The sequence below is a fragment of the Actinokineospora enzanensis DSM 44649 genome (assembly GCF_000374445.1).
Classification (GTDB): domain Bacteria; phylum Actinomycetota; class Actinomycetes; order Mycobacteriales; family Pseudonocardiaceae; genus Actinokineospora; species Actinokineospora enzanensis.
Genome location: NZ_KB894403.1, coordinates 304,010 through 322,581, shown reverse-complemented (window position 1 = coordinate 322,581; position 18,572 = coordinate 304,010). Strand labels below are relative to the sequence as shown.

The following is an 18,572-nucleotide window of genomic DNA, read 5'->3' as shown; positions in this document are numbered from 1 at the left end:
AGGGCGCGTGACCACGGCACAACGGTTGGACCTCGTGGCGCCCAGTGGGGCCCGGGTCGCGCTCACCCTCCCCGGCGACGCACCGGTTTCCGGCGTCGCGGCGGCCGTCCGGTTCGCGGGCGGCTCGCACGGCACCGGGTTCCAGATCGGCTCGCGCGGCTACCACGACTTCGCCTGCACGCACGTCGCCCCGGCGGCGGCCCGGGACCGGTTCACGGTGCACGGCCGGGAGGTGGTGGTCGCCGAGGCGCACGACGGGCAGTCCTCGATCGCCACCCTCATCGGCGAGTACCACGAGCTCATGACCGTCTACGCCGGTCCCGCGCCGAAACGCGAGCGTGTGGTCGCCCTGTTCTCGTCGTTGCGCGTCACCGACCGGGTCGAGGGCATGACCGCCGTCCCGCGCGGCGCGACGCTGCTGGACACCATGAGCGAGCACCTGATCGTGACCGTGCGGCACTTCGGCTCGATCTCCATCCCCGGTCCGCGTCAGGCCCGCAACCACATCCCGGCCCACGCGGGCGCCCGCACCACGCACGGCGAGGTGTGGAAGATCGCGCTGCCGGAGTCGAACCGGTTGTCCGCGCACACCTTCGTGCTCGGCTGTGCCGCCGGGGTCGCCGAGATCCAGTTCGCCGACACCGCCGAGCGTGGCGAGCAGGAGCGGTTCGACTGGCTCGACGGCATCGACGTCGCCTGGAGCGCCGGGTGAGCCCGTCGACCGCGTTCCTGGTCATCACCTGGGCGGCGATCATCCTGCTGTTCCTGGGGCTGGCGGCGGTGCTGCGCGAGGTGCGGATGCTGCGCGCCCAGCTGGCCCGCGACTCCGGCGGGTTCAGCGCGGCCGCCCCCGATCTCCTTCTCGGCGCCCGGTTCGCCGGACGCGTGGTGCTCGCGGGCGACTCCGGCTGCCCGCTGTGCGTCGCGGTGGCCAGGCGCGCGAAGGAGGCGGTGGTGTTGACGCACGAGTCGCCCGAGGTGTGGGAGAGCGGGTTGGACGTGGTCAGCGACCGCGAGGCGTGGCGGGTGGTCTCACACCTGTCGCCGCCGGTGTTGATGCTGGTCGGCGCGGACGGCCGGGTGACCCGGCTGCTGCTGCCGGTGCGGGAGGAACAGGTGGACGAGGCGTTGGCGGAATGGGGGGTGCGCGGTGGCTCTCGCGTTGGATCGGATTCCTGACCACGAAAGCCCGGCCGGGGGCACGGTCGAACGGACCCAGGCCCTGACCGGTCTGGGCTCGACGGGGCGCCGCCGGACCGTGCTCAAGGCCATCGCGCTCGGCGCGGTGACGCTCGGCTCCACGGTGCTCGCCTTCCCGCGCCGCGCCCGCGCCGAGACCGGCCCCAACGCGCTCACCGGCTGGGACCGCACCGACTGCCACGACGCCTACCCCATCGGCTACCCCGAGGAGCCCGACACCAGCGGCGAGTTCGTCAACGCCTACGCCACCTGCATCGGCGGCGCCTGGCGCGGCAGCGACTTCTGCGAGGCGGGCTGGCACAAGTACGGCACCTACGTCGAGGGCGACGTCCAGGTGGACCACCAGCCGATCGCCACCGCGTGCGGCACCACCTCGACGAAGAACTCGTGGCGGTGGACCACCCCGGACGGCAAGGTCTACCGCTGCTCCGACGGGTTCAGCACCTACTGGGGCGGCGGCAACAACGGCTACACCTACCTGACGATCTGTCGGGCCCGCGTCTGATGTTCTGGCACCCGCTCGTACTGGCGAGCCTGCTCGCGACGGCGGCCCTGGGCGGCGCGGCGTTCGTGCCGTGGCTGTTCCTGGGCGCCACCGCGGGGTTCGCCACCTCCGGCTCCACTTGAAGCCGGAACTCGGCCGATGTGCTGAGCTCGCCGGTCTGGCGAGGTTCCCCCGCGCTGGCGTTCCGCGCCGGTCTTCTCGTCGGTGGCACGATCACCGCCGCCGTCCTGCTCGTGGTGGGTTCGCTGTTGCGCGCCCCGATCCCGGAACCGGCCCGCTGGGCGGTCGTCGCGCTCACGCTGGTGACGGTGGCGCTCAAGGAGACGGGCGTGCTCCGGTTCACGCTGCCGGAGAACCGGCGGCTGGTCCCGGAGAGCGTGTTCCGTCTCGGGCGGCTGCTGGGTCCGTTCCAGTTCGGTGTGGAGATGGGCACCGGGGTGCGCACCTACCTGCCCAGCGGTCTGCCCTACGTGGCGGCGATGTCGGTGCTGCTGACCGCGCCATGGACGGGCGCGGTATGGGCGGGGATAGGGTTCGGCCTGGGTCGGGCGCTGATGACCACGGCGAGCCTGAGCTTCCCCGGTGACTGGCACGAGCGCTGGACCCGCTTCCGGACCCGGCTGGCCCTGCTGATGGCGGCGGGCTTCCTGGCCTCACTGCTGGGCGCGGCCTGGCCGGTGTTCTCGGGCTGACCGGAGCCTGTCCCGGGACAAAGCAGTCTCGGGACAAAGCAGTCTCGGGACAGAACCTTCCCGGAACATCCGGCCCTTGTTGCAGAACCGGATGAAACACCGACTCCCTGGAACACGGTATCCGTTGTGGAACAGGATGGAACGCGGGTCAGGCAGCGGAACCAGCTGGGACGCGACCTCAGCGGAACGCGGCCTTCATTGTGGAACCAGGTGGAACACGGCCCTTGTCCCGGGACAGTGTGGAACCACGACCCTGATCCGGAGCCCCCGACGGTTGTCGCACCACCTCGGCGAGGTGGTGCGACAACCGCGGAACCAACCTACTTGACCTGCAACGCCCGGATGACCGTCTGGGTCACCGAGTTCCCGTCGGCGTCCTTGGCGGTGATCCGCAGCGAGGTGAACCCGGGCTTGTTCCCGTTGCACACCACCGCAATCCCGCCGGATCCGCTGTGGATCGTGACGGCGGGCAGCCAGGTGGCGCCGTCGTCGGTCGAGTACTCGACCCGGGTCGAGGTGACCCGCGCGTTCGGCGCCCCCGCCTGGTGCTGTGCGGTCAACAGCAGCGGGAACGGCCCGCGCGGCGCCCGGCCCTGGTCGTCGACGTCGCCGGTGGCGCGGACCTCCAGCAGCGGCGGCGGGGTGGTCGCGGACGCGCCGCCCTCGGTGAAGGTCCAGGACACGTCCGCGTGAGTGCCGAGGAGCGACCACGGCACGGTCCGGTCCAGGACGGTGCGTAGCGTGTAGACGCCCGCGGTGTCCGGGATCGGGAACGAGCCCGCGCCCGGGACCTCGCTGGTGCCGAGCACGGCGCCGTCGCGGCTGAGCGTGGTGCTGCCGGTCGCGGCCGCGGGCAGCACCGTGAACTGGTCGGGGTCACCGCCGGAGAGCGGCCCCACCAGCACGTTGAGCACCCCGTCGACCCGCTGCACACCGAACCCGCCGCTGGGGTCGCCGACCGCCGGTCCGACCGGCGCGCGGAACCAGTGCGTGCTTTCCCGTCCCGGTTTGTGCGTACGCAGCGACACCGAGGTCTCCGCGTCCGAGGTGTCGGCCGCGTACATGCCGGTCAGGTGCTGCCAGTGGACGTCCGGGCCCGCGCTGTAGTACTCGGTGCGGGCCCGGGGGATGGGCAGCTGGTGGGTGAAGAACGCGCCGCTGTTGAGGCCGGGCAGGGGAACGGTCGCGTAGTCGGCGCGCAGGGCCTGGGTGGGCGCGCCCTGGGCGTAGTAGCGGGCGTCCACCCGGGCCAGGTCGCCGGGTTTGGCGGTGAACCGGCCGTCGGGAATCGCCCCGACGCGGGTGAACACCAGGTGGTAGACGGAGTTCTGCGGCCCGGCCAGGGTGGCCCGGTAGGCGAACGCGAACGTGTGGTCGGTGACCTTGCCCGCCGTGGGCGCCAGGTAGATGTGCTGGTCGGGCTGGGAGAACCAGCCCAGCGAGGAGACGCGGTCGCCGGACGCGGTGCCCGAGGCCAGGGTCAGCTCGCCGGTGGTGAACGTGGTCGCGGTGCCGTCGACGGCGGTGGTGACCGGTTTCCCGGCGGTCGCGTCGAGGGTGACGGCGGTGTCGCGGTCCACGGTCACGCCGGGCCGGGCGAGGAGTGTGACATCGTTGGTGTCGGACACCTCCAGCGCCTCCACGTCGTAGCGGCCCGCGGGCAGCCGCGCGGTACCGACGCCGTTGACGACCCGCACGCCCATCGCGGCGCCGGTGTCGGCGTTGACAGCCTTGGCCACCACGGACGCGGTCTTGCCGGTGCGGCCCTTGACGTTCACCGTCAGCCCGACGGTCTGCTCCTGCAGCACCGAGGTGAGCGCGGTCTGGACCACGACACCGTCGGCGGTGGCGGTGAGCCTGCCGCTCTGCCTGCCGGACTTGCCGGTCGGGTCGAGGGTGACGCCTGCCTGGGCGGTGCCGTGCGCGGGCACCACGACCTGCGGGGCGGACGGGGTGAACAGCGGCGAGTCGGTGGCCAGCCGCAGGGTGACGGGCTGGGCGCCGTCGTTGCGGTAGGTCACGGTCTTGGCCAGACGCGTGTTGTGCGGCCAGGGCAGGTAGCCGAACCCGAGGCCGCCGCCGAGGGCGGTGACCCGCTGGCTCGCGGCGCGGGCCGCGTCGACCCGACCGGCGCCCTGCTCGAACGGGTCGGCGGTGGGCTTGGCCGTGCTCACCAGCGTGGGCTTGAGCTGCTCGACCGTCCACGTCGGCTGCTTCTGCACCAGCAGCGCGGCGGTGCCCGCGACGTGCGGGGCGGCCATGGAGGTGCCGGACAGGGCCGCGTAGTGCTCGTCGACCGGGGCGGTGTCGCCTGCCGGGGTGCCTGGCACGCGCAGGGACACGATGTCGCTGCCGGGGGCGGCGATGTCCGGTTTGACCGCGTAGTCCCGCAACCGGGGCTGGCGCGGCGAGAACGGGCTGGTGGTGTCCTGTTTGGTCACGCTGCCCACCGCGAGCGCGCTGTCCGCGGCGGCGGGGGAGGTGACGGAGGCGAACGGGTCGGGTGTGTCGAGCGCGCGGTCGTTGCCCGCGGCGACGACGAACAGGGTGCCGTAGCGGGCGGTGAGGTCGTTGACCGCGCGGGAGACCGGGTCGGTGCCGTCGCTGTAGGCGCCGCCCAGGCTCAGGTTGACGACCTTGGCCTTGGGCGCGATCCACTCCAGACCCGCGATCACGGCCGAGTCGGGGCAGCCCATCGCCGCGCACACCTTGCCGCTGACCAGTTTCGCGTCCGGCGCGACACCGCGGTACCTGCCGCCCGAGGCGGCGCCGGTGCCCGCGATGATGCCCGCGACGTGGGTGCCGTGGCCGAGCTGGTCGGCGGTGCCGGTCCCGGTGAAGTCGGCCTGGTCGACCAGTTTGCCCTTGAGGTCGGGGTGATCGCCGTCGACGCCGGTGTCGAGCAGGCCGACGGTGACGCCCGCGCCGGTGTAACCGCTCTGCCACACCGCGGGCGCGCCGATCTGCGGGACGCTCACGTCCAGTGTGGGCTTGGCGACGCCGTCGAGCCACACTTTCGCGGTCGAGGCGGCGAACCAGCCCCAGAACCCGGCGGCAGGGGTCATCGCGGCACCGTTGACGCTCGGCAGCGCGCGCACGCCGGTGCCCGGGGCGGCGGCGCGCAGAGACTGGCCCAGGTCGGTGACGATCACCGGGGCGGGTTTGTCGCGCGGGATCAGGCCGAGGTCGAACAGCCTCGGGTCCAGCCTGCCCGAGTCGATGAGCGGCAGCGCGTCCGAGGGCACGACCCGGTCCCCGTCGCGCAGGAACCCGATGTGTTCCCGTCCTGGGGTCGGGAGCACCGAGACCGCACGGCCGCCGCCCGGGGTCGACCACACGCGCAGCCGGTCCCCGGTGACCAACGTGAGTTCCGTTCCGGTCTGTCCCGCAACAGGCTGTCCCGTCCCGGGCTGTGCCACCGCGCCGACGTCCGGTGCGACGAGTGTGCCGCCGACGACCGCCGCGGCGACCACCACCCGCAACCGGTTCCTCCACCCCATGCCAGATCGCTCCTCCCGTGCTGTGAGGAACAACCACTACCAGTGCCGACCGCCCGCGGAAAGCCTTGATCCACGCGCCGCCCGCCGTTGTGACGCGAATGGTTCGGACCACGTCCGAATTCCGCGTTTTCCCGGGAAAATTCCGGGAAAACCTGAAACTCTCTCCGACCGTCGACGGGTTGATCCGGGCGACACGGCCGCTTCGCGCGGGCTATGCTGGCGGTGATGAACACCGGGACGGCCACTGGCCACACACGGATCGGCGACCCGGTGAGCGGCTGAGCGCGCCGCGGGCACCGCCTTCGGTCGGGTTGATGACAGGCTGGAAACGTCAACCACGACAGGAGAGTTCACTTTGCCCACCAAGACGCTGCGGATCCCCACCCCGGACGGCCAGGCCGACGCGTTCGCCGCCTTCCCAGACGGCGACGGCCCGCATCCGGCGGTGCTGATGTACATGGACGCCATCGGCCTGCGGCCGGTGTTGCGGGACATGGCCGCGACGTTGGCCGCGCACGGGTACTACGTGCTCGTCCCGAACCTGTTCTACCGGCACGGCCCGGCCCCGGTGGTCGAGCTTCCCGACCACATCGGCGTGGCGGACCGGCAGACGGTCTTCGGTAAACTGATGCCGATCGTCGCGGCGCACACCACCGACCACGCGCGGACCGACGCCGAGGCATACCTGGGGTTCCTGGCGGATCAGCCCGAGGTGCGTCCGGGGCCGGTCGCCGCCACCGGTTACTGCATGGGGGCGGTGCTGGCGTTGCGCGCGGCGGCGGCGTGTCCCGATCGTGTTGCGGCTGTTGCGGGATTCCATCCCGGTCCGGTGGTCACGGATGAAGCGGACAGTCCGCACCGGCTGTTGTCCGGGATGCGCGCGCGGGTCCACCTCGGTTTCTCGCCCAACGACATCACGGCCGAGCCGCTGGGCGAGCTGAACCGGGCGTTCGACGCGGCCGGGGTCGGGTACACGACCGAGATCTATCCCGACACCGTGCACGGTTTCACCATGGCCGACACGGCCGCGTTCGATCCCGCCGCGTTCCAGCGGCACTGGGACCGTCTGCTGTCCCTGCTGGACCACACGCTCGTCGCGCGCTGATCCCGAGCCCGGCCCCGCCGCGACCAGGCGGCGGGGCCGGGCGGGGTTCACCCAGGGCAGAAAGTTGCCCATTAGGCATAGTTGCACTTTCGGCAAGTTTCTCCTACGGTCGGTGTCATGACCGAGGACGAGGGACTGCGGGAGCGCAAGAAACGGGAGACGCGGGTGGCGTTGAGCCGGGCCGCGATCCGGCTGTGCGTGCAGCGCGGGTGGGCGAACGTGACGATCGAGGACATCGCGGGCGAGGCGGACGTGTCCGTGCGGACGTTCCGCAACTACTTCGGCAGCAAGGCGGAGGCGATCGCGGCCAGCCACATCGAGCGGATGCGTTGCATCGCCGAGGACCTGCGGGAGCAGGACCGGGACGCGCCGCTGTGGGAGGCGATCGTGGACTCGGTGGTGCGGCAGTTCGCCGCAGGCACCGAGCGGCCGAAGGACCAACGCTGGACCGAGGCCGTGCGGTTGGTGTTGAGCGAGCCCGCCCTGCATGGGGAGGTCGTGAAGGCAGGCGCGGTCGCCCAGACGGAACTGGCGGAGGCCGTCGCGGAACGAACCGGGACGGACGTGGGCACCGACCTGTACCCGAAACTGGTGGCCGCCATCGTGCTCGCGATCAGCGGCCAGGCCGTGGACCACTGTCTCGGCGCGGAACCGCCCGTCCCATTGGGACCGACGTTGCGGGACGCGTTCGCGCAACTGGTCGCGGGACTCCCGGAACCGGGAAGGCGGCGATGACCGTGCACGACGTGGTGATAGTCGGCGGCGGCCCGACCGGGTTGATGCTGGCCTGCGAACTCAAACGCGCCGGGGTGGACCCGCTGGTGCTGGAGGCCCTACCGGAACCGACCCGAGAACCGAAGGCCAACGGCGTGTTCGGCCAGGTCGTCCGCGCGCTCGATCGACGCGGCCTGTACGGCAGGCTCACCGGGAGCACGACCCCGCCGGTCGCGAACTCCGCGTACTTCATGTTCGCAGCGATGCCGTTGGACCTGTCCCTGCTCGACCAGAGCCCCCTGTACGCCCTGCCCATCCCGCAGGCCCGCATGGTCGAGGTGTTCACCGAGTACGCGACCGAGCTCGGCATCGAGATCCGCCGCGACCACGAGGTGACAGGCCTGGCCCAGGACGAGGACGGCGTCACCCTGACCGTGGTGGGGCGGCCCGACCTGCGCGCCCGTTACGTCGTCGGCGCCGACGGCGCGCACAGCGTCACCCGCAAGCTGTCGGGCATCGACTTCCCGGGCATCACCCGGGACCGCACCACGTCCCGTTCCGCGCACGCGACCGTCGCCCCCGAGTGGCTCGACCCGGGCACGGGCGGTTTGACCGTTCCCGGCCACGGTGTCATCCGCCCGTTCCTGCCGCTGCGCACCGCAACCGGTACGTTCTCCTACGCGCCGCTGCCGGGCCACCCGCCGCTGGTCAACACCTCCGAATGGGACCAACCCGAACCCCCGGGCCCGATGACCCTCGACGAACTCCGCGCCAGCATCCACCGCGTCCTCGGCGTGGACATCCCGCTGGTGGCCCCCACCGGCCCGGGCCCGCATGTCCTGCGCCGGTTGCGCGGCAGCAACACCCGCGTCGCCGACCGCTTCCGCTGCGGCCGAGTCTTCCTGGCAGGCGACGCGGCGCACATCTTCGCCCTCGGCGGCGCGCTGACCGTGGGGCTGCAGGACGCGATCAACCTGGGCTGGAAACTGGCCGCCGAGATCCACGGCACCGCCCCGCCCGACCTGCTCGACACCTACGACCCCGAACGCCGCGTCGCCGCCGACCGCATGGTCCTGTCTGCCCAGGCCCAGTCGGCATTGGTGGCACCGGGCGAGGACATCACGGGTTTACGCGCGGTGGTCGGGGAGCTGCTGGCGGAGAAGTCGGTCGTGCAGCGCTTGGCGGACCTGATCTCCGGAACCGATGTCCGCTACGACTTCGGCCCCGGACACCCACTTGTCGGTACGTTCGCTCCAGACCTGGACCTGCGGACACCTGCCGGACGGATGCGGTTGGCCGAGCTGACCCACGAAACCCGGCCGCTGCTGCTGGACCTGACCGAGGGCTCGTCCCTCGCCGACCTGGCGGCCGAACTGGGCATCGAGACGATCACCGCCCAAGCCGCCACCGATACCGACCTGACCGCCGCCCTTCTCCGCCCGGACACCTACCTCGCCTGGGCCTCCACATCCCAGATCCCCGACGACAAGGAACGCGCCGCCCTCCGAACGGCCGCACATCGCTGGTTCCCGCCCCGTCCCGACACCCCTTGACGCTTCCCCTCACCTTCGCCACCACCCACGCGCCTGTCGGGACGGCCCCATCACAGACCCCGCCCACCCAGGGGGCTGGCCCCGATTTCAGCCTAGTCGATCTCGCGGCTTGTCAAGAGGGGGCGGCGGGGGCCTGTGGATGATTCGACGGGGCTGTGGACAACCGCTCGGGGACCCCCGGTTTCCATTCTGCCGGCGTGGGTGCAGGAGCGGGTGAAGTTGTCCACAGGCAGGAGAAGCGGCGAGGGACGTGACAGCTCGGCCTGCCTTCCACAATGGACACTATCCGACCAGCGCGGGCCGAGCCGCCAAGCTCACCGCCGTGGACAACTCACTGCACCCGGCCCGCGCCCGCAGGCAGAATGGAAACCGGGGGTCCCGAGCGGTTGTCCACAATCTGGTCGAACGGTCCACAGGCGCCGATCACGCCTCGACTCGCCTTCGTCCATCGCGGTCCACCGGCGGAGACGACCGGGTCGGATTCCGCTGACCTGTGGACAACTCATCCCGCCTGGCCCCGTCGTCCGGAAGAATAGGACTCGGGGGTCCCCCGAGGGTTATCCACAGACCGTCGAACAATCCACCGCCCCCGGGTCGCCCCTTGACACGCTGGCCTGTCGAACCCAGTACCCCAAGCTGTCCTTGTGGATAGATTCCTCCGCCGCGTCGCCCCCTCCGGAATAATGGAACTCGGGGGATCCCCAGCCGGTTGTCCACAGGCTGCCGAACGATCCACAGGCCCGGCCACTCCCTTGACCGAGCACCGGACGAGGGTGTGTCCGGTGTCGACGGGGACGGGGGCGTCGACACCGGACACAGGTCGGAAGGGTCTAGTCGTAGGCGGGGCTCACGGCGTCGCCTGCCATCTGGGCGTCGCCCTCGCCGAGCTGGCCGACCTCGTCGTCGGCGGGTGCGGTGGGCTGGGTGCGCGGGACGAAGCGGATGGACAGGTGGATGTGGCCGTGGCGGTCGATGGTGGTGACCAGGACGGGGCGCAGGCCGACGAGGCGGGCCAGGGCGAGGGTGCGCGTGGACGGGGTGCGGTCGAGGGTGGTGGTCGTGGCGGGGGCGGCGGAGGCGGTGGTGGCGGCACCGGTGATGACGGTCAGGGTGAGGGTGACGGCGGTGACGAGGGTGGCCAGGGCACGTGACATGAGACTTCCCCTTCGGCTGCGGGCACTCGGTGGTTGCGGGTAGGGGATGTCTCGGGTGCGGTTCGGTGACGCGGAACCGGCCACGACCACCCTATCGACGTCGGCCGTGACCCGGGGTGGTCCCGAAAAGCCTGCGGGACACCGTGGGGGAGATCGACTGGACCGAACGGGACGGTCGATGGCCACCGTGCGCGTCACGGGTGCGCGGCGGTTGCCTCCGGGGCGACGTCCAGGGCGGCGAACGGATACGCGTCCCACACCGCCCGGCGGGTGTCGTCGGGGGCGATGGCCAGCCAGGACGGGGTGTCCCAGATCCTGGTGAACCGCCAGAACACGGCATAGCGCGGCCACCCGGGATCGCCACGCCGCGCGAACGACGTCCACGAACCCATCATCTCGTTCGACAGCGACGTCATCCGGGCCCGGTCCCGCGCCAACGCCTCCTCGCCGCCCGGGATGCCTGCGAACCGCAGCGTGCCGAACACGAACGGCAGCTCACCGGTGTGCACGGCGCCCTGCGGCACCGGCGCCCAGTCGAACCGGTACAGGTACGCGCGTCCCCACTTGTTCTGCGCCGCCGCCAACCGCGTCGCGGGCACGCGCATGAACTGGTCGGTCAGCGAGGCCAGGATGTCGTCCCCGTATGCCCGAGTGATCCGAGCACGGCGGTCGGCCAGCGGTGCCGGGAAGAGCGGGTCGTAGTCCGCCTGCGTCATCGCCACCATGCCGGGGTCGATCTGTGTGAAGAACCGCACCTCGTCCCGCGTGGTGCCGATCAGCAGGTCGATTCCCCGGGTGTTCCCGGCGTTCACACGGTCGATCAACGGCCCCTGCACCAGCTCGCCGTCGATCCTGGGTCCGAAGTAGACAGCGAACCCGGTTGCGTGCGCGGGCATCGCCTTCTCCTGCGCCGCTAACAACTCCACAGTGGACATGCTCAGCACCTGACCGGCGCTGGTGATCCCGTTGGCGTCCCGGAACTGCCGGTCCACGGTCTGCTGCATGCGTCGCGAATGGACCATGTACCCGCTGCCACTCTGCAACACCGCCCGCCGCAACAGCTTCTGCGGCTGCTCGGTCGCCAGGATCGCGCTGAGGCAGAACGCCCCCTCCGACTGCGCGACCGCCGTGACGTTGTCCGGATCGCCGCCGAACGCCGCGATGTTCTGCCGCACCCACGTCAACGCCGCGATCTGGTCACGCAGCCCGTTGTTGCCCGACCCCCGGTAGGCCGGGTCGAGGTCGCCGAGCTCCAGCCAGCCCAACGCGCCCAGCCGGTAGTTCACCGTCACCACCACGGCGTCACCGCGCGCGGCGAGGTTCGTGCCGTCGTAGCGCGGCTCGTTCCCGGTCCCGAACTGTGCCGCGCCGCCGTGCACGAACACGATCACCGGCCGCCGACCGCGATCGGCCGCGGGCGTCCACACGTTCACCCGGAGACAGTCCTCGTCGAGGTAGACCTGCCGGTCGTCCGGATAGTCCTCGGTCAACCGGTCCCGAAACTGCGGACACACCGCGCCGCCGTCCACGGCCTGCAACGTCCCGGACCACGCCCGTGCCGGTTGCGGCGGCCGGAACCGCAACTCGCCGGTCGGCGACGCCGCGTATGGGATTCCCCGGAACACGCACACGCCACCCGCGGAACGTCCCGCAACAGCGCCGGAACCGACCGTCGTCGCGCAACCCCCGGGAGCCGCCGACGCGGGGACGGGCACACCCAGGGCGACGATCACCGCCACCACCAACCCCAGTGCTTTTCGCATGCCCCCATGGTTTCGACCGGACCACCGCGACCGCATCGCCGACGGGACCGAACCCGGCCTCACTCCCCGGCGACCACCAGTCCGCTTTCGTAGGCGAACACCACCGCCTGCGCCCGGTCCCGCAGCCCCAGCTTCGCCAGCACGTTGCTCACGTGCGTCTTCACGGTGTGCTCGGTGACGAACAGCTCCGCGGCGATCTCCGCGTTCGACAACCCCCGCGCCACCTGCCGCAGCGTCGCGGTCTCCCGCTCGGTCAGCTCCCCGAGCCGCGCGGCCAGCCGCGGCACCGCGTGCCCGCGCCGCAGCAGCTCGCCGATCAGCCGCCGCGTCACCGTCGGCGCCAACAGCGCCTCGCCGCCCGCGACCAGCCGGACCGCGCCGACCAGGTCGTCCCGGCGGATGTCCTTGAGCAGGAACCCACTCGCCCCGGCGCGCAGCGCGGCATAGACGTACTCGTCGAGGTCGAACATGGTCAACACGATCACCCGCGCGTCGGTCCGCGCGCACACCCGCGCGGTCGCCGCCACCCCGTCCAGGACCGGCATCCGCACGTCCATGAGCACCACGTCCGGACGCAGCCGCTCCGCCGCCTCCACCGCCGCAGCCCCGTCGGCGGCCTCCCCGACCACCTCGATGTCCGGCTGCGCGGCCAGGATCATGGTGAACCCGCCGCGGAACAGGTCCTGGTCGTCGGCCACCAGCACCCGGATCACGGCCGCCCCAGCGGCAACGACGCCCGCACCGCGAACCCGCCCTCCGGCCCCGGCCCGGTCGCCAGCGTGCCGCCGCACGCGGTGACCCGCTCCCGCATGCCGATCAGCCCGAACCCGGGCCGGGTGCCCGCCGGACCGCGCCCGTTGTCGATGACGTCGATGTCCAGGGCGTGCTCCGTCCAGCCCAGCCGCACCCGCACCGCCGTGGCGCCCGCGTGCCGCACGGTGTTGGTCAACGACTCCTGCACCACCCGGTAGGCGGTCACGTCCACCTCCGGCGGCACCGGCCGCGGCGCGCCGTCGCAGGCCAGGTCCACGACCAGACCGGTCCCGTCCACCAGCGCCGGGATGTCGGCGACCCCGGCCGAGCGCAACGCGCCGACCGACTGCCGCAGCTGCACCACCGCCGCGCGCCCGGTGTCGGCGATGGTGTCGAACACCGCCTCGGCCCGGCCCGGTTCGGCGCGCACCAGCAGCGGCCCGGCCTCGGCCTGCACGATCATCATGCCGACCGAGTGGGTGACGATGTCGTGCAGCTCGCGGGCGATCCGCGCGCGTTCGGCGGCCGCGGCGGCGCGAGCACGCTCCTCGACCACGACGGCCTGCGCGCGCCGAGCCCGGGTGCTCGTGCCCAGGGCGTAGGCGGCGACATAGGCGGCGGCCAGGTAGCGGTAGGTCTCGGTGTCGTGCTCGCCGGGCAGCACCAGCGAGGTGAGCGTGCCGACCAGCGTGACCGCGACCGACACCAGCCGCACCAGCCGGGTGCCGTTGGCGGCGATCTCGTAGACGGCCACCAGCGGCCCGGCCGGGACCAGCGGCGGCAGGTGCAGGATCGCCAGCACCGACACCGCGATCCCGACGAGCGCACCCACCGGCACCGGCCACCGCCGCAGCCACAGCACCGGCGCCGAGGCCAGCACCACCAGCGCGACGGCCCACCAGGCGAGGGGCTCGGTCAGCGCCACCGGCACCACGGTCGCGACCACGGCGACCCCGGTGACCAGCCAGTCCACCGGTCGTATCCGCACCGGCCCAGTATGTCGGGCGATCCGGACCGGAACCTCATCCCCACGACCGAGACGGCCCTCACCCGCGCACCCTCGGCACACAGTCGGTCACCGCTCTGACCTGGGCGGGAGGTTGGCACGCAGCGGGCGGGTGGGCGGGAGGTTGGCACGCAGAGTCAAGATTCCGTGCTCCGGCCGGGCCTACCGTCCTTCGCACCCGGGAGAGGGGAGGCGGAGATGCTCGACACCCTGGACGGGCTCGACACCCTGGAAGTGGTGCGGCGCCGACGGTTCGCGGCGCGCTGGGGCGTGGGCGCGGTGCTGGTGGCCGTGCTGGGCTGGCTGGTCTACACGGTGGCGGTCAGCCCGAATCTGGAGTGGACGGTGATCGGGAAGTACTTCCTGGCCACCCCGGTGATGGAGGGCGTGGGCGTCACGCTCGTGCTGACCTTCACCACGCTCGGCGTCGGCCTGGTGCTGGGTGCGGTGCTGGCGTTGATGCGGCAGTCGCGCAACCCGGTCGCGGTCGCGGCGGCCGCGGGCTACATCTGGTTCTTCCGGGGTGTGCCGCTGGTGGTTCAGATCGTGTTCTGGTTCAACCTGGCGCTGCTGTTCCCGACGCTCGGCTTCGCCCCCACCAACGAGGTGATCACCCCGTTCCTGGCCGCCATGCTCGGCCTTGGCCTGCACGAGGCCGCCTACCTGGCCGAGATCATCCGCGGCGGGTTCCTGGCGGTGCCGCGCGGGCAGGTGGACGCGGCGCTGACCATCGGCATGACCCGCGCCGCGGCCACCCGCGCGATCGTGCTGCCCCAGTCGATCCGGGTCATCCTGCCCGCGCTGGGCAACCAGTTCATCCTCATCCTGAAGGGCACGTCGTTGGTGTCGGTGATCGGCGGCGGGGACCTGATGACCCGCGCCCAGCAGATCTACGGGCAGAACTACCAGGTTATCGCGCTGCTGCTGGTCGCGACCGGCTGGTACCTGATCCTGGTCACGGTCGCCGGGGTGGGCCAGCGGTTCCTCGAACGGTGGGCGGCGCGGTGAGCGCGGGCGGGCTGCGGCTGCGCGGGCTGCGCAAGTCCTACGGCGGGATGCCGGTGCTGCGCGGGGTCGACCTGGACGTGGCGCCTGGCGAGGTGGTGTGCGTGATCGGCCCGTCGGGCAGCGGCAAGAGCACCCTGCTGCGCTGTGTCAACCACCTGGAGGTGCTCGACGGCGGGTTCGTGCAGGTCGACGACGTGCTGGTGGGCTACGAGCCGCGCGAGGGCAAGCTCCACGAGAGCACCGAGCGGGAGGTCGCCCGCGCCCGGCTGCGCATGGGCATGGTGTTCCAGCAGTTCAACCTGTTCAGCCACCTGACCGCGCTGCGCAACGTCACCCTCGGCCCGGTCAAGGTGCTGCGCCGCGACCCGGCCGAGGTGGAGCGCGAGGCCCGCGCGCTGCTCGACCGGGTCGGGCTGGCCGCGCACGCGGACAAGCTGCCCGCGCAGCTGTCCGGCGGGCAGCAGCAGCGGGTGGCGATCGCGCGGGCGATGGCCATGCGGCCGTCGGTGATGCTGTTCGACGAGCCCACCAGCGCCTTGGACCCGGAGCTGGTCGGCGAGGTGCTCGCGGTGATGCGCGGGCTGGCCGCGCAGGGCATGACCATGGTGGTGGTCACCCACGAGATCGGGTTCGCCCGGGACGTGGCCGACACCGTGGTGTTCATGGACGACGGCGTGGTCGTCGAGTCCGGCCCCGCCGAGCGCGTGCTCACCGACCCCTCGTCCGCGCGCACCGCCGCGTTCCTGGCGCACGTCCGCCGACACCCCGAGAAGGAGACCGACCATGCCCAGAACCAGCAGTCCTAGCCGCCGCATGGCCGCCGTGCTGGCCTGCGCCGCCGTCCTCGCCGCCTGCGGCGACCCGGGCGCGCAGCAGCAACCGGCGCCCGCGCCAGCGAACTCGGCGCTGCCCGCCAAGGACCAGGCGCTGCACGACATGCTCCCGCAGCGGATCAAGGACGCGGGTGTGCTGCACGTGGGCACCACCCTGCCGAACCTGCCCTACCTGCTCACCGACGACAGCAACAACATCACCGGCGGTATCACCCCGGAGGTCGGCCGCGCCGTGGCGGCGAAGCTGGGCCTGGACTACAAGATCGAGAACATCGCCTGGGAGGCGCTGCTGCCCGGGGTGACCGCTGGCCGCTTCGACATGGCCGACGACGGCCTGTCCGACACCGAGGAGCGCCAACGCGTCGGGATCTTCGTCGACTACATGCAGTCCGCCAGCGTGCTGGTGACCGCCAAGAGCAACGAGGGCAAGTACAAGAGCGTCGACGACGCCTGCGGCAAGCGGATCGCCACCATCCGCGGCACCACCGACGTGCAGCACGCCGAGGAGATCTCGCAGGCCTGCGTCGGCAAGGGCAAACCGGCCGCGGAGGCCCGCCAGTACCCGACCGCGCAGGACGCGGACCTGGCGCTGCGCTCCGGGCAGGCCGACTTCCAGGTCGCGGTGACCGAGCAGGCCAAGTACGCGATCGAGGCCCAGCACGCCCCGATCGTGATCGTCTCCGACGACTTCGGCCTCAGCTACGTGGGCATGTACCTGCGCAAGGACGACCAGCAGCTGGCCGATGCGCTGCTCGCGGCGTTGAAGGCGCTCAAGGCGGACGGCACACTGGACCGGGTCATCGGCCACTATGGACTCAAGTCGATCCCGGAGCCTGGCCTGAACCTGGCCACGGCGAAGGGATAGGAGCGGGGAGGCGTTCGTGGTTCGTCCGGTATCGCCGCCCATTCCGCTGCACGAGATCGAGGTCCCGGTGCCGTCCGGCCTGTCGCCGTTCGCCATCGGGACCTTCGACGAGATCGGCTCGTTCACCCGCGCCCGGTTCCCGCACCGGCACGACTTCTACGAGATCCTCTACCTCACCGGCGGCAGCGGCCTGCACATCGTCGACTTCGAGCCGTACGAGATCGAGCCGAACTCCCTCTACGTCCTGGCACCGGGCCAGGTGCACTTCTGGAAGGACACCTCGCTCATCGGCGGCCGCGTGCTGGTCTTCGCCGAGGAGTTCCTTCTCGTGCACCCCGGCGGGCTGCTGCCCGCGCCCGGCGGCAGCCCGCTGCTGCGGCTGACGGGGGAGCAGGTCGGGCTGATCGAGCGCGTCCTGGACGACCTGGACCGCGAATACCACACGCGCGCGCCCGGCTACGCCACGATGCTGCAGGCGCACCTGCACATCCTGCTGGTGCTGATCCAGCGGCTGCGGCAGGACCGGCCGCAGGTGCCCGCGTCCTCGTCGATCGTCTGGCAGTTCACCCGCCTGGTGAGCAAGCACGTGCTCGCCGAACGCTCGGTGAGCGCCTACGCCGACCGCGTCGGCGTCACCGCCGGGCACCTCACCGACCTCGTGCGCGCCGCCCTGGGCACCACCCCCGGGGCGGTGATCCGGGCCGCGCTGGCGTTGGAGGCCAAGCGGCTGCTCGCGCAGACGGAGCTGAGCGTCGTGCAGATCGCGCACCGGCTGGCGTTCGAGGACCCGTCCTACTTCGGCCGGTTCTTCAAACGCGAGACCGGCGCCAGCCCGGGTGACTTTCGGCGGGAGATCCGCGAAAAGTACCAGATCGCCCGAGGCGGTTGACTGTCTGCCCCGAGGCCGGGTTCGTACCTTCGGAACAGGCCCGAAGCGAAGGAGAACCCCAGTCATGGCAGGGAAGTACGAGAAGAACATCGTCCGGCACATGGTCCGCGAGGAGCTCCCCAACGAGGGTGTGCTGGCCTACGGCGAGATCGAGGGCGGTACCAGCGGCGCGCACGCGCTCGTCAGCGGCTGGCAGGTGGAGGGCTGCAAGGTCCACATCGCCTACAGCTGGATCTACCAGGTCCCCACCCCCAACCCGTACGTGCTGGAGCACACCCACGACTACGACGAGGTGCTGCTCTGGATGGGCTCCAACCCCGACGACATCAACGACCTGGGCGCGGTGGCGGAGCTGACCATCGACGGCGAGGTCTACGAGATCTCCACCAGCGCCTCGGTCTACATCCCGGCGGGGGTGCCGCACTGCCCGCTCGGCTACCAGAGCGTGGACCGGCCGTTCCAGTTCATCGCGCTGTCGTTGCACCCCGAATACAAGTCGTGACGGACACGATCCTGCTGGACCGGATCCACGCCTTCATCGACGCCCGGCTCGCCGACCCGGAGCTCACCCCGGCCCGCGTCGCCGCCGCCAACCACGTCTCCACCCGGCAGCTCTACCGCCTGTTCGAGCGGGAGGGCACCACGGTGGCGCGCTGGATCCGCGACCGCCGCCTGGAACGCTGCCGCCACGACCTGCTCACCACGGACATGTCGGGCGTCAGCGCGGTGGGTGCCCGCTGGGGCATCCCCGACTCGTCCTACTTCAGCAGGGTGTTCCGCCAGACCTACGGCCGTTGCCCGCGCGACTACCGCCGCGCCGTGCACTGACCTCCTCGGACGCGCCACCGGTGTGCGGTGGCGCGTCCGAGCGGTGTTCCGGCCTCGCGTTCGGCCGCGCACGCACGTACACCATCTGGCGCAATATCCGTGACGGACCGTGGCTGTTTCCGGTAATCATTACGACAATCGAGCCCGCCAATAGCTCCGACTCACTCCTCGGGCAGCGGATCCAATTTTCCGCTTCGACCGAAT

The 18,572-nt window shown here is 71.6% G+C and carries 19 protein-coding genes; 14 read left to right on the top strand and 5 right to left on the bottom strand.

Annotation, left to right across the window (positions count from 1 at the left end; all coding sequences use genetic code 11):
- The first annotated feature begins 7 nt into the window (after window positions 1-7).
- The 5 genes from C503_RS0101430 to C503_RS0101410 are packed head-to-tail and all read left to right on the top strand — an operon-like array spanning window position 8 to window position 2,397.
- A complete protein-coding gene (locus tag C503_RS0101430; RefSeq protein WP_018680411.1) occupies window positions 8-712 on the top strand; it encodes a hypothetical protein in 705 nt (234 codons plus the stop codon).
- Entirely contained in the window at window positions 709-1,179 is a 471-nt protein-coding gene (locus C503_RS0101425) for a hypothetical protein (protein WP_018680410.1), read from the top strand. Before C503_RS0101430 ends, C503_RS0101425 begins: the two co-directional genes overlap by 4 nt.
- On the top strand, window positions 1,151-1,705 hold the full coding sequence (locus C503_RS0101420) for a hypothetical protein (RefSeq protein ID WP_018680409.1): 555 nt from the start codon (window positions 1,151-1,153) through the stop codon (window positions 1,703-1,705). The genes C503_RS0101425 and C503_RS0101420 overlap by 29 nt, the downstream gene beginning before the upstream one ends.
- A complete protein-coding gene (locus C503_RS48385) occupies window positions 1,705-1,827 on the top strand; it encodes a hypothetical protein (protein WP_018680408.1) in 123 nt (40 codons plus the stop codon). The genes C503_RS0101420 and C503_RS48385 overlap by 1 nt, the downstream gene beginning before the upstream one ends.
- Window positions 1,828-1,845: 18 nt before the next feature.
- A complete protein-coding gene (locus C503_RS0101410) occupies window positions 1,846-2,397 on the top strand; it encodes a hypothetical protein (RefSeq protein WP_018680407.1) in 552 nt (183 codons plus the stop codon).
- Window positions 2,398-2,717: 320 nt separating this feature from the next.
- Here the strand turns inward: C503_RS0101410 and C503_RS0101405 are convergent, their stop codons facing one another.
- Complete coding sequence (locus C503_RS0101405; protein WP_018680406.1) at window positions 2,718-5,897, bottom strand: S8 family peptidase; 3,180 nt, start codon at window positions 5,895-5,897, stop codon at window positions 2,718-2,720.
- Window positions 5,898-6,252: 355 nt separating this feature from the next.
- On the opposite strand from C503_RS0101405, the gene C503_RS0101400 reads away from it, so the two are divergent.
- The 3 genes from C503_RS0101400 to C503_RS0101390 all read left to right on the top strand — a co-directional run bounded on the left by C503_RS0101400 (window position 6,253) and on the right by C503_RS0101390 (window position 9,269).
- Window positions 6,253-7,002 (top strand): dienelactone hydrolase family protein, encoded by a 750-nt coding sequence (locus C503_RS0101400; protein ID WP_018680405.1) that lies wholly within the window; start codon window positions 6,253-6,255, stop codon window positions 7,000-7,002.
- 117 nt (window positions 7,003-7,119) lie between these two features.
- A complete protein-coding gene (locus C503_RS0101395) occupies window positions 7,120-7,737 on the top strand; it encodes an acyl-CoA-like ligand-binding transcription factor (RefSeq protein WP_018680404.1) in 618 nt (205 codons plus the stop codon).
- Window positions 7,734-9,269 carry an FAD-dependent monooxygenase gene (locus tag C503_RS0101390; RefSeq protein ID WP_018680403.1) on the top strand — a complete coding sequence of 512 codons (1,536 nt, stop codon included), beginning with the start codon at window positions 7,734-7,736 and terminating at the stop codon, window positions 9,267-9,269. The genes C503_RS0101395 and C503_RS0101390 overlap by 4 nt, the downstream gene beginning before the upstream one ends.
- 830 nt (window positions 9,270-10,099) lie before the next feature.
- Here the strand turns inward: C503_RS0101390 and C503_RS45585 are convergent.
- The 4 genes from C503_RS45585 to C503_RS0101370 all read right to left on the bottom strand — a co-directional run bounded on the left by C503_RS45585 (window position 10,100) and on the right by C503_RS0101370 (window position 13,927).
- Window positions 10,100-10,423 (bottom strand): hypothetical protein, encoded by a 324-nt coding sequence (locus C503_RS45585; RefSeq protein WP_018680402.1) that lies wholly within the window; start codon window positions 10,421-10,423, stop codon window positions 10,100-10,102.
- A 194-nt stretch (window positions 10,424-10,617) separates the two neighbouring features.
- Window positions 10,618-12,186, bottom strand: coding sequence for a carboxylesterase/lipase family protein (locus tag C503_RS0101380; protein ID WP_084476663.1), 1,569 nt, complete (start codon window positions 12,184-12,186; stop codon window positions 10,618-10,620).
- 59 nt (window positions 12,187-12,245) lie between these two features.
- Window positions 12,246-12,899: a response regulator gene (locus tag C503_RS0101375; RefSeq protein WP_026315878.1), complete on the bottom strand. Its 654-nt coding sequence runs from the start codon at window positions 12,897-12,899 to the stop codon at window positions 12,246-12,248.
- Window positions 12,896-13,927, bottom strand: a complete 1,032-nt coding sequence (locus C503_RS0101370; protein WP_211222290.1) for a sensor histidine kinase — start codon at window positions 13,925-13,927, stop codon at window positions 12,896-12,898. Before C503_RS0101370 ends, C503_RS0101375 begins: the two co-directional genes overlap by 4 nt.
- Before the next feature lie 216 nt (window positions 13,928-14,143).
- On the opposite strand from C503_RS0101370, the gene C503_RS0101365 reads away from it, so the two are divergent.
- From C503_RS0101365 to C503_RS45575, 6 genes are all read left to right on the top strand, one after another.
- Complete coding sequence (locus C503_RS0101365) at window positions 14,144-14,953, top strand: amino acid ABC transporter permease (RefSeq protein WP_018680398.1); 810 nt, start codon at window positions 14,144-14,146, stop codon at window positions 14,951-14,953.
- A gap of 47 nt (window positions 14,954-15,000) precedes the next feature.
- Window positions 15,001-15,759: an amino acid ABC transporter ATP-binding protein gene (locus C503_RS0101360; RefSeq protein ID WP_156892923.1), complete on the top strand. Its 759-nt coding sequence runs from the start codon at window positions 15,001-15,003 to the stop codon at window positions 15,757-15,759.
- Complete coding sequence (locus C503_RS0101355; RefSeq protein WP_245572379.1) at window positions 15,737-16,651, top strand: transporter substrate-binding domain-containing protein; 915 nt, start codon at window positions 15,737-15,739, stop codon at window positions 16,649-16,651. Before C503_RS0101360 ends, C503_RS0101355 begins: the two co-directional genes overlap by 23 nt.
- 16 nt (window positions 16,652-16,667) lie before the next feature.
- Window positions 16,668-17,540, top strand: coding sequence for a helix-turn-helix domain-containing protein (locus C503_RS0101350; protein WP_018680395.1), 873 nt, complete (start codon window positions 16,668-16,670; stop codon window positions 17,538-17,540).
- A 64-nt stretch (window positions 17,541-17,604) separates the two neighbouring features.
- Entirely contained in the window at window positions 17,605-18,042 is a 438-nt protein-coding gene (locus C503_RS45580; RefSeq protein ID WP_018680394.1) for a cupin domain-containing protein, read from the top strand.
- Window positions 18,039-18,368, top strand: a complete 330-nt coding sequence (locus C503_RS45575) for a helix-turn-helix domain-containing protein (RefSeq protein ID WP_018680393.1) — start codon at window positions 18,039-18,041, stop codon at window positions 18,366-18,368. Before C503_RS45580 ends, C503_RS45575 begins: the two co-directional genes overlap by 4 nt.
- The last annotated feature ends 204 nt before the right edge of the window (window positions 18,369-18,572 follow it).

Excerpts from the sequence above, each read along its gene's own strand:
- C503_RS0101395 (WP_018680404.1), top strand. The coding sequence starts at position 7,120 with ATGACCGAGGACGAGGGACTGCGGGAGCGCAAGAAACGGGAGACGCGG.
- C503_RS45585 (WP_018680402.1), bottom strand. The coding sequence starts at position 10,423 with ATGTCACGTGCCCTGGCCACCCTCGTCACCGCCGTCACCCTCACCCTG.
- C503_RS0101380 (WP_084476663.1), bottom strand. The coding sequence starts at position 12,186 with ATGCGAAAAGCACTGGGGTTGGTGGTGGCGGTGATCGTCGCCCTGGGT.
- C503_RS0101405 (WP_018680406.1), bottom strand. The coding sequence starts at position 5,897 with ATGGGGTGGAGGAACCGGTTGCGGGTGGTGGTCGCCGCGGCGGTCGTC.
- C503_RS0101355 (WP_245572379.1), top strand. The coding sequence starts at position 15,737 with ATGCCCAGAACCAGCAGTCCTAGCCGCCGCATGGCCGCCGTGCTGGCC.
- C503_RS45580 (WP_018680394.1), top strand. The coding sequence starts at position 17,605 with ATGGCAGGGAAGTACGAGAAGAACATCGTCCGGCACATGGTCCGCGAG.
- C503_RS0101390 (WP_018680403.1), top strand. The coding sequence starts at position 7,734 with ATGACCGTGCACGACGTGGTGATAGTCGGCGGCGGCCCGACCGGGTTG.
- C503_RS0101365 (WP_018680398.1), top strand. The coding sequence starts at position 14,144 with ATGCTCGACACCCTGGACGGGCTCGACACCCTGGAAGTGGTGCGGCGC.
- C503_RS0101360 (WP_156892923.1), top strand. The coding sequence starts at position 15,001 with ATGCCGGTGCTGCGCGGGGTCGACCTGGACGTGGCGCCTGGCGAGGTG.
- C503_RS48385 (WP_018680408.1), top strand. The coding sequence starts at position 1,705 with ATGTTCTGGCACCCGCTCGTACTGGCGAGCCTGCTCGCGACGGCGGCC.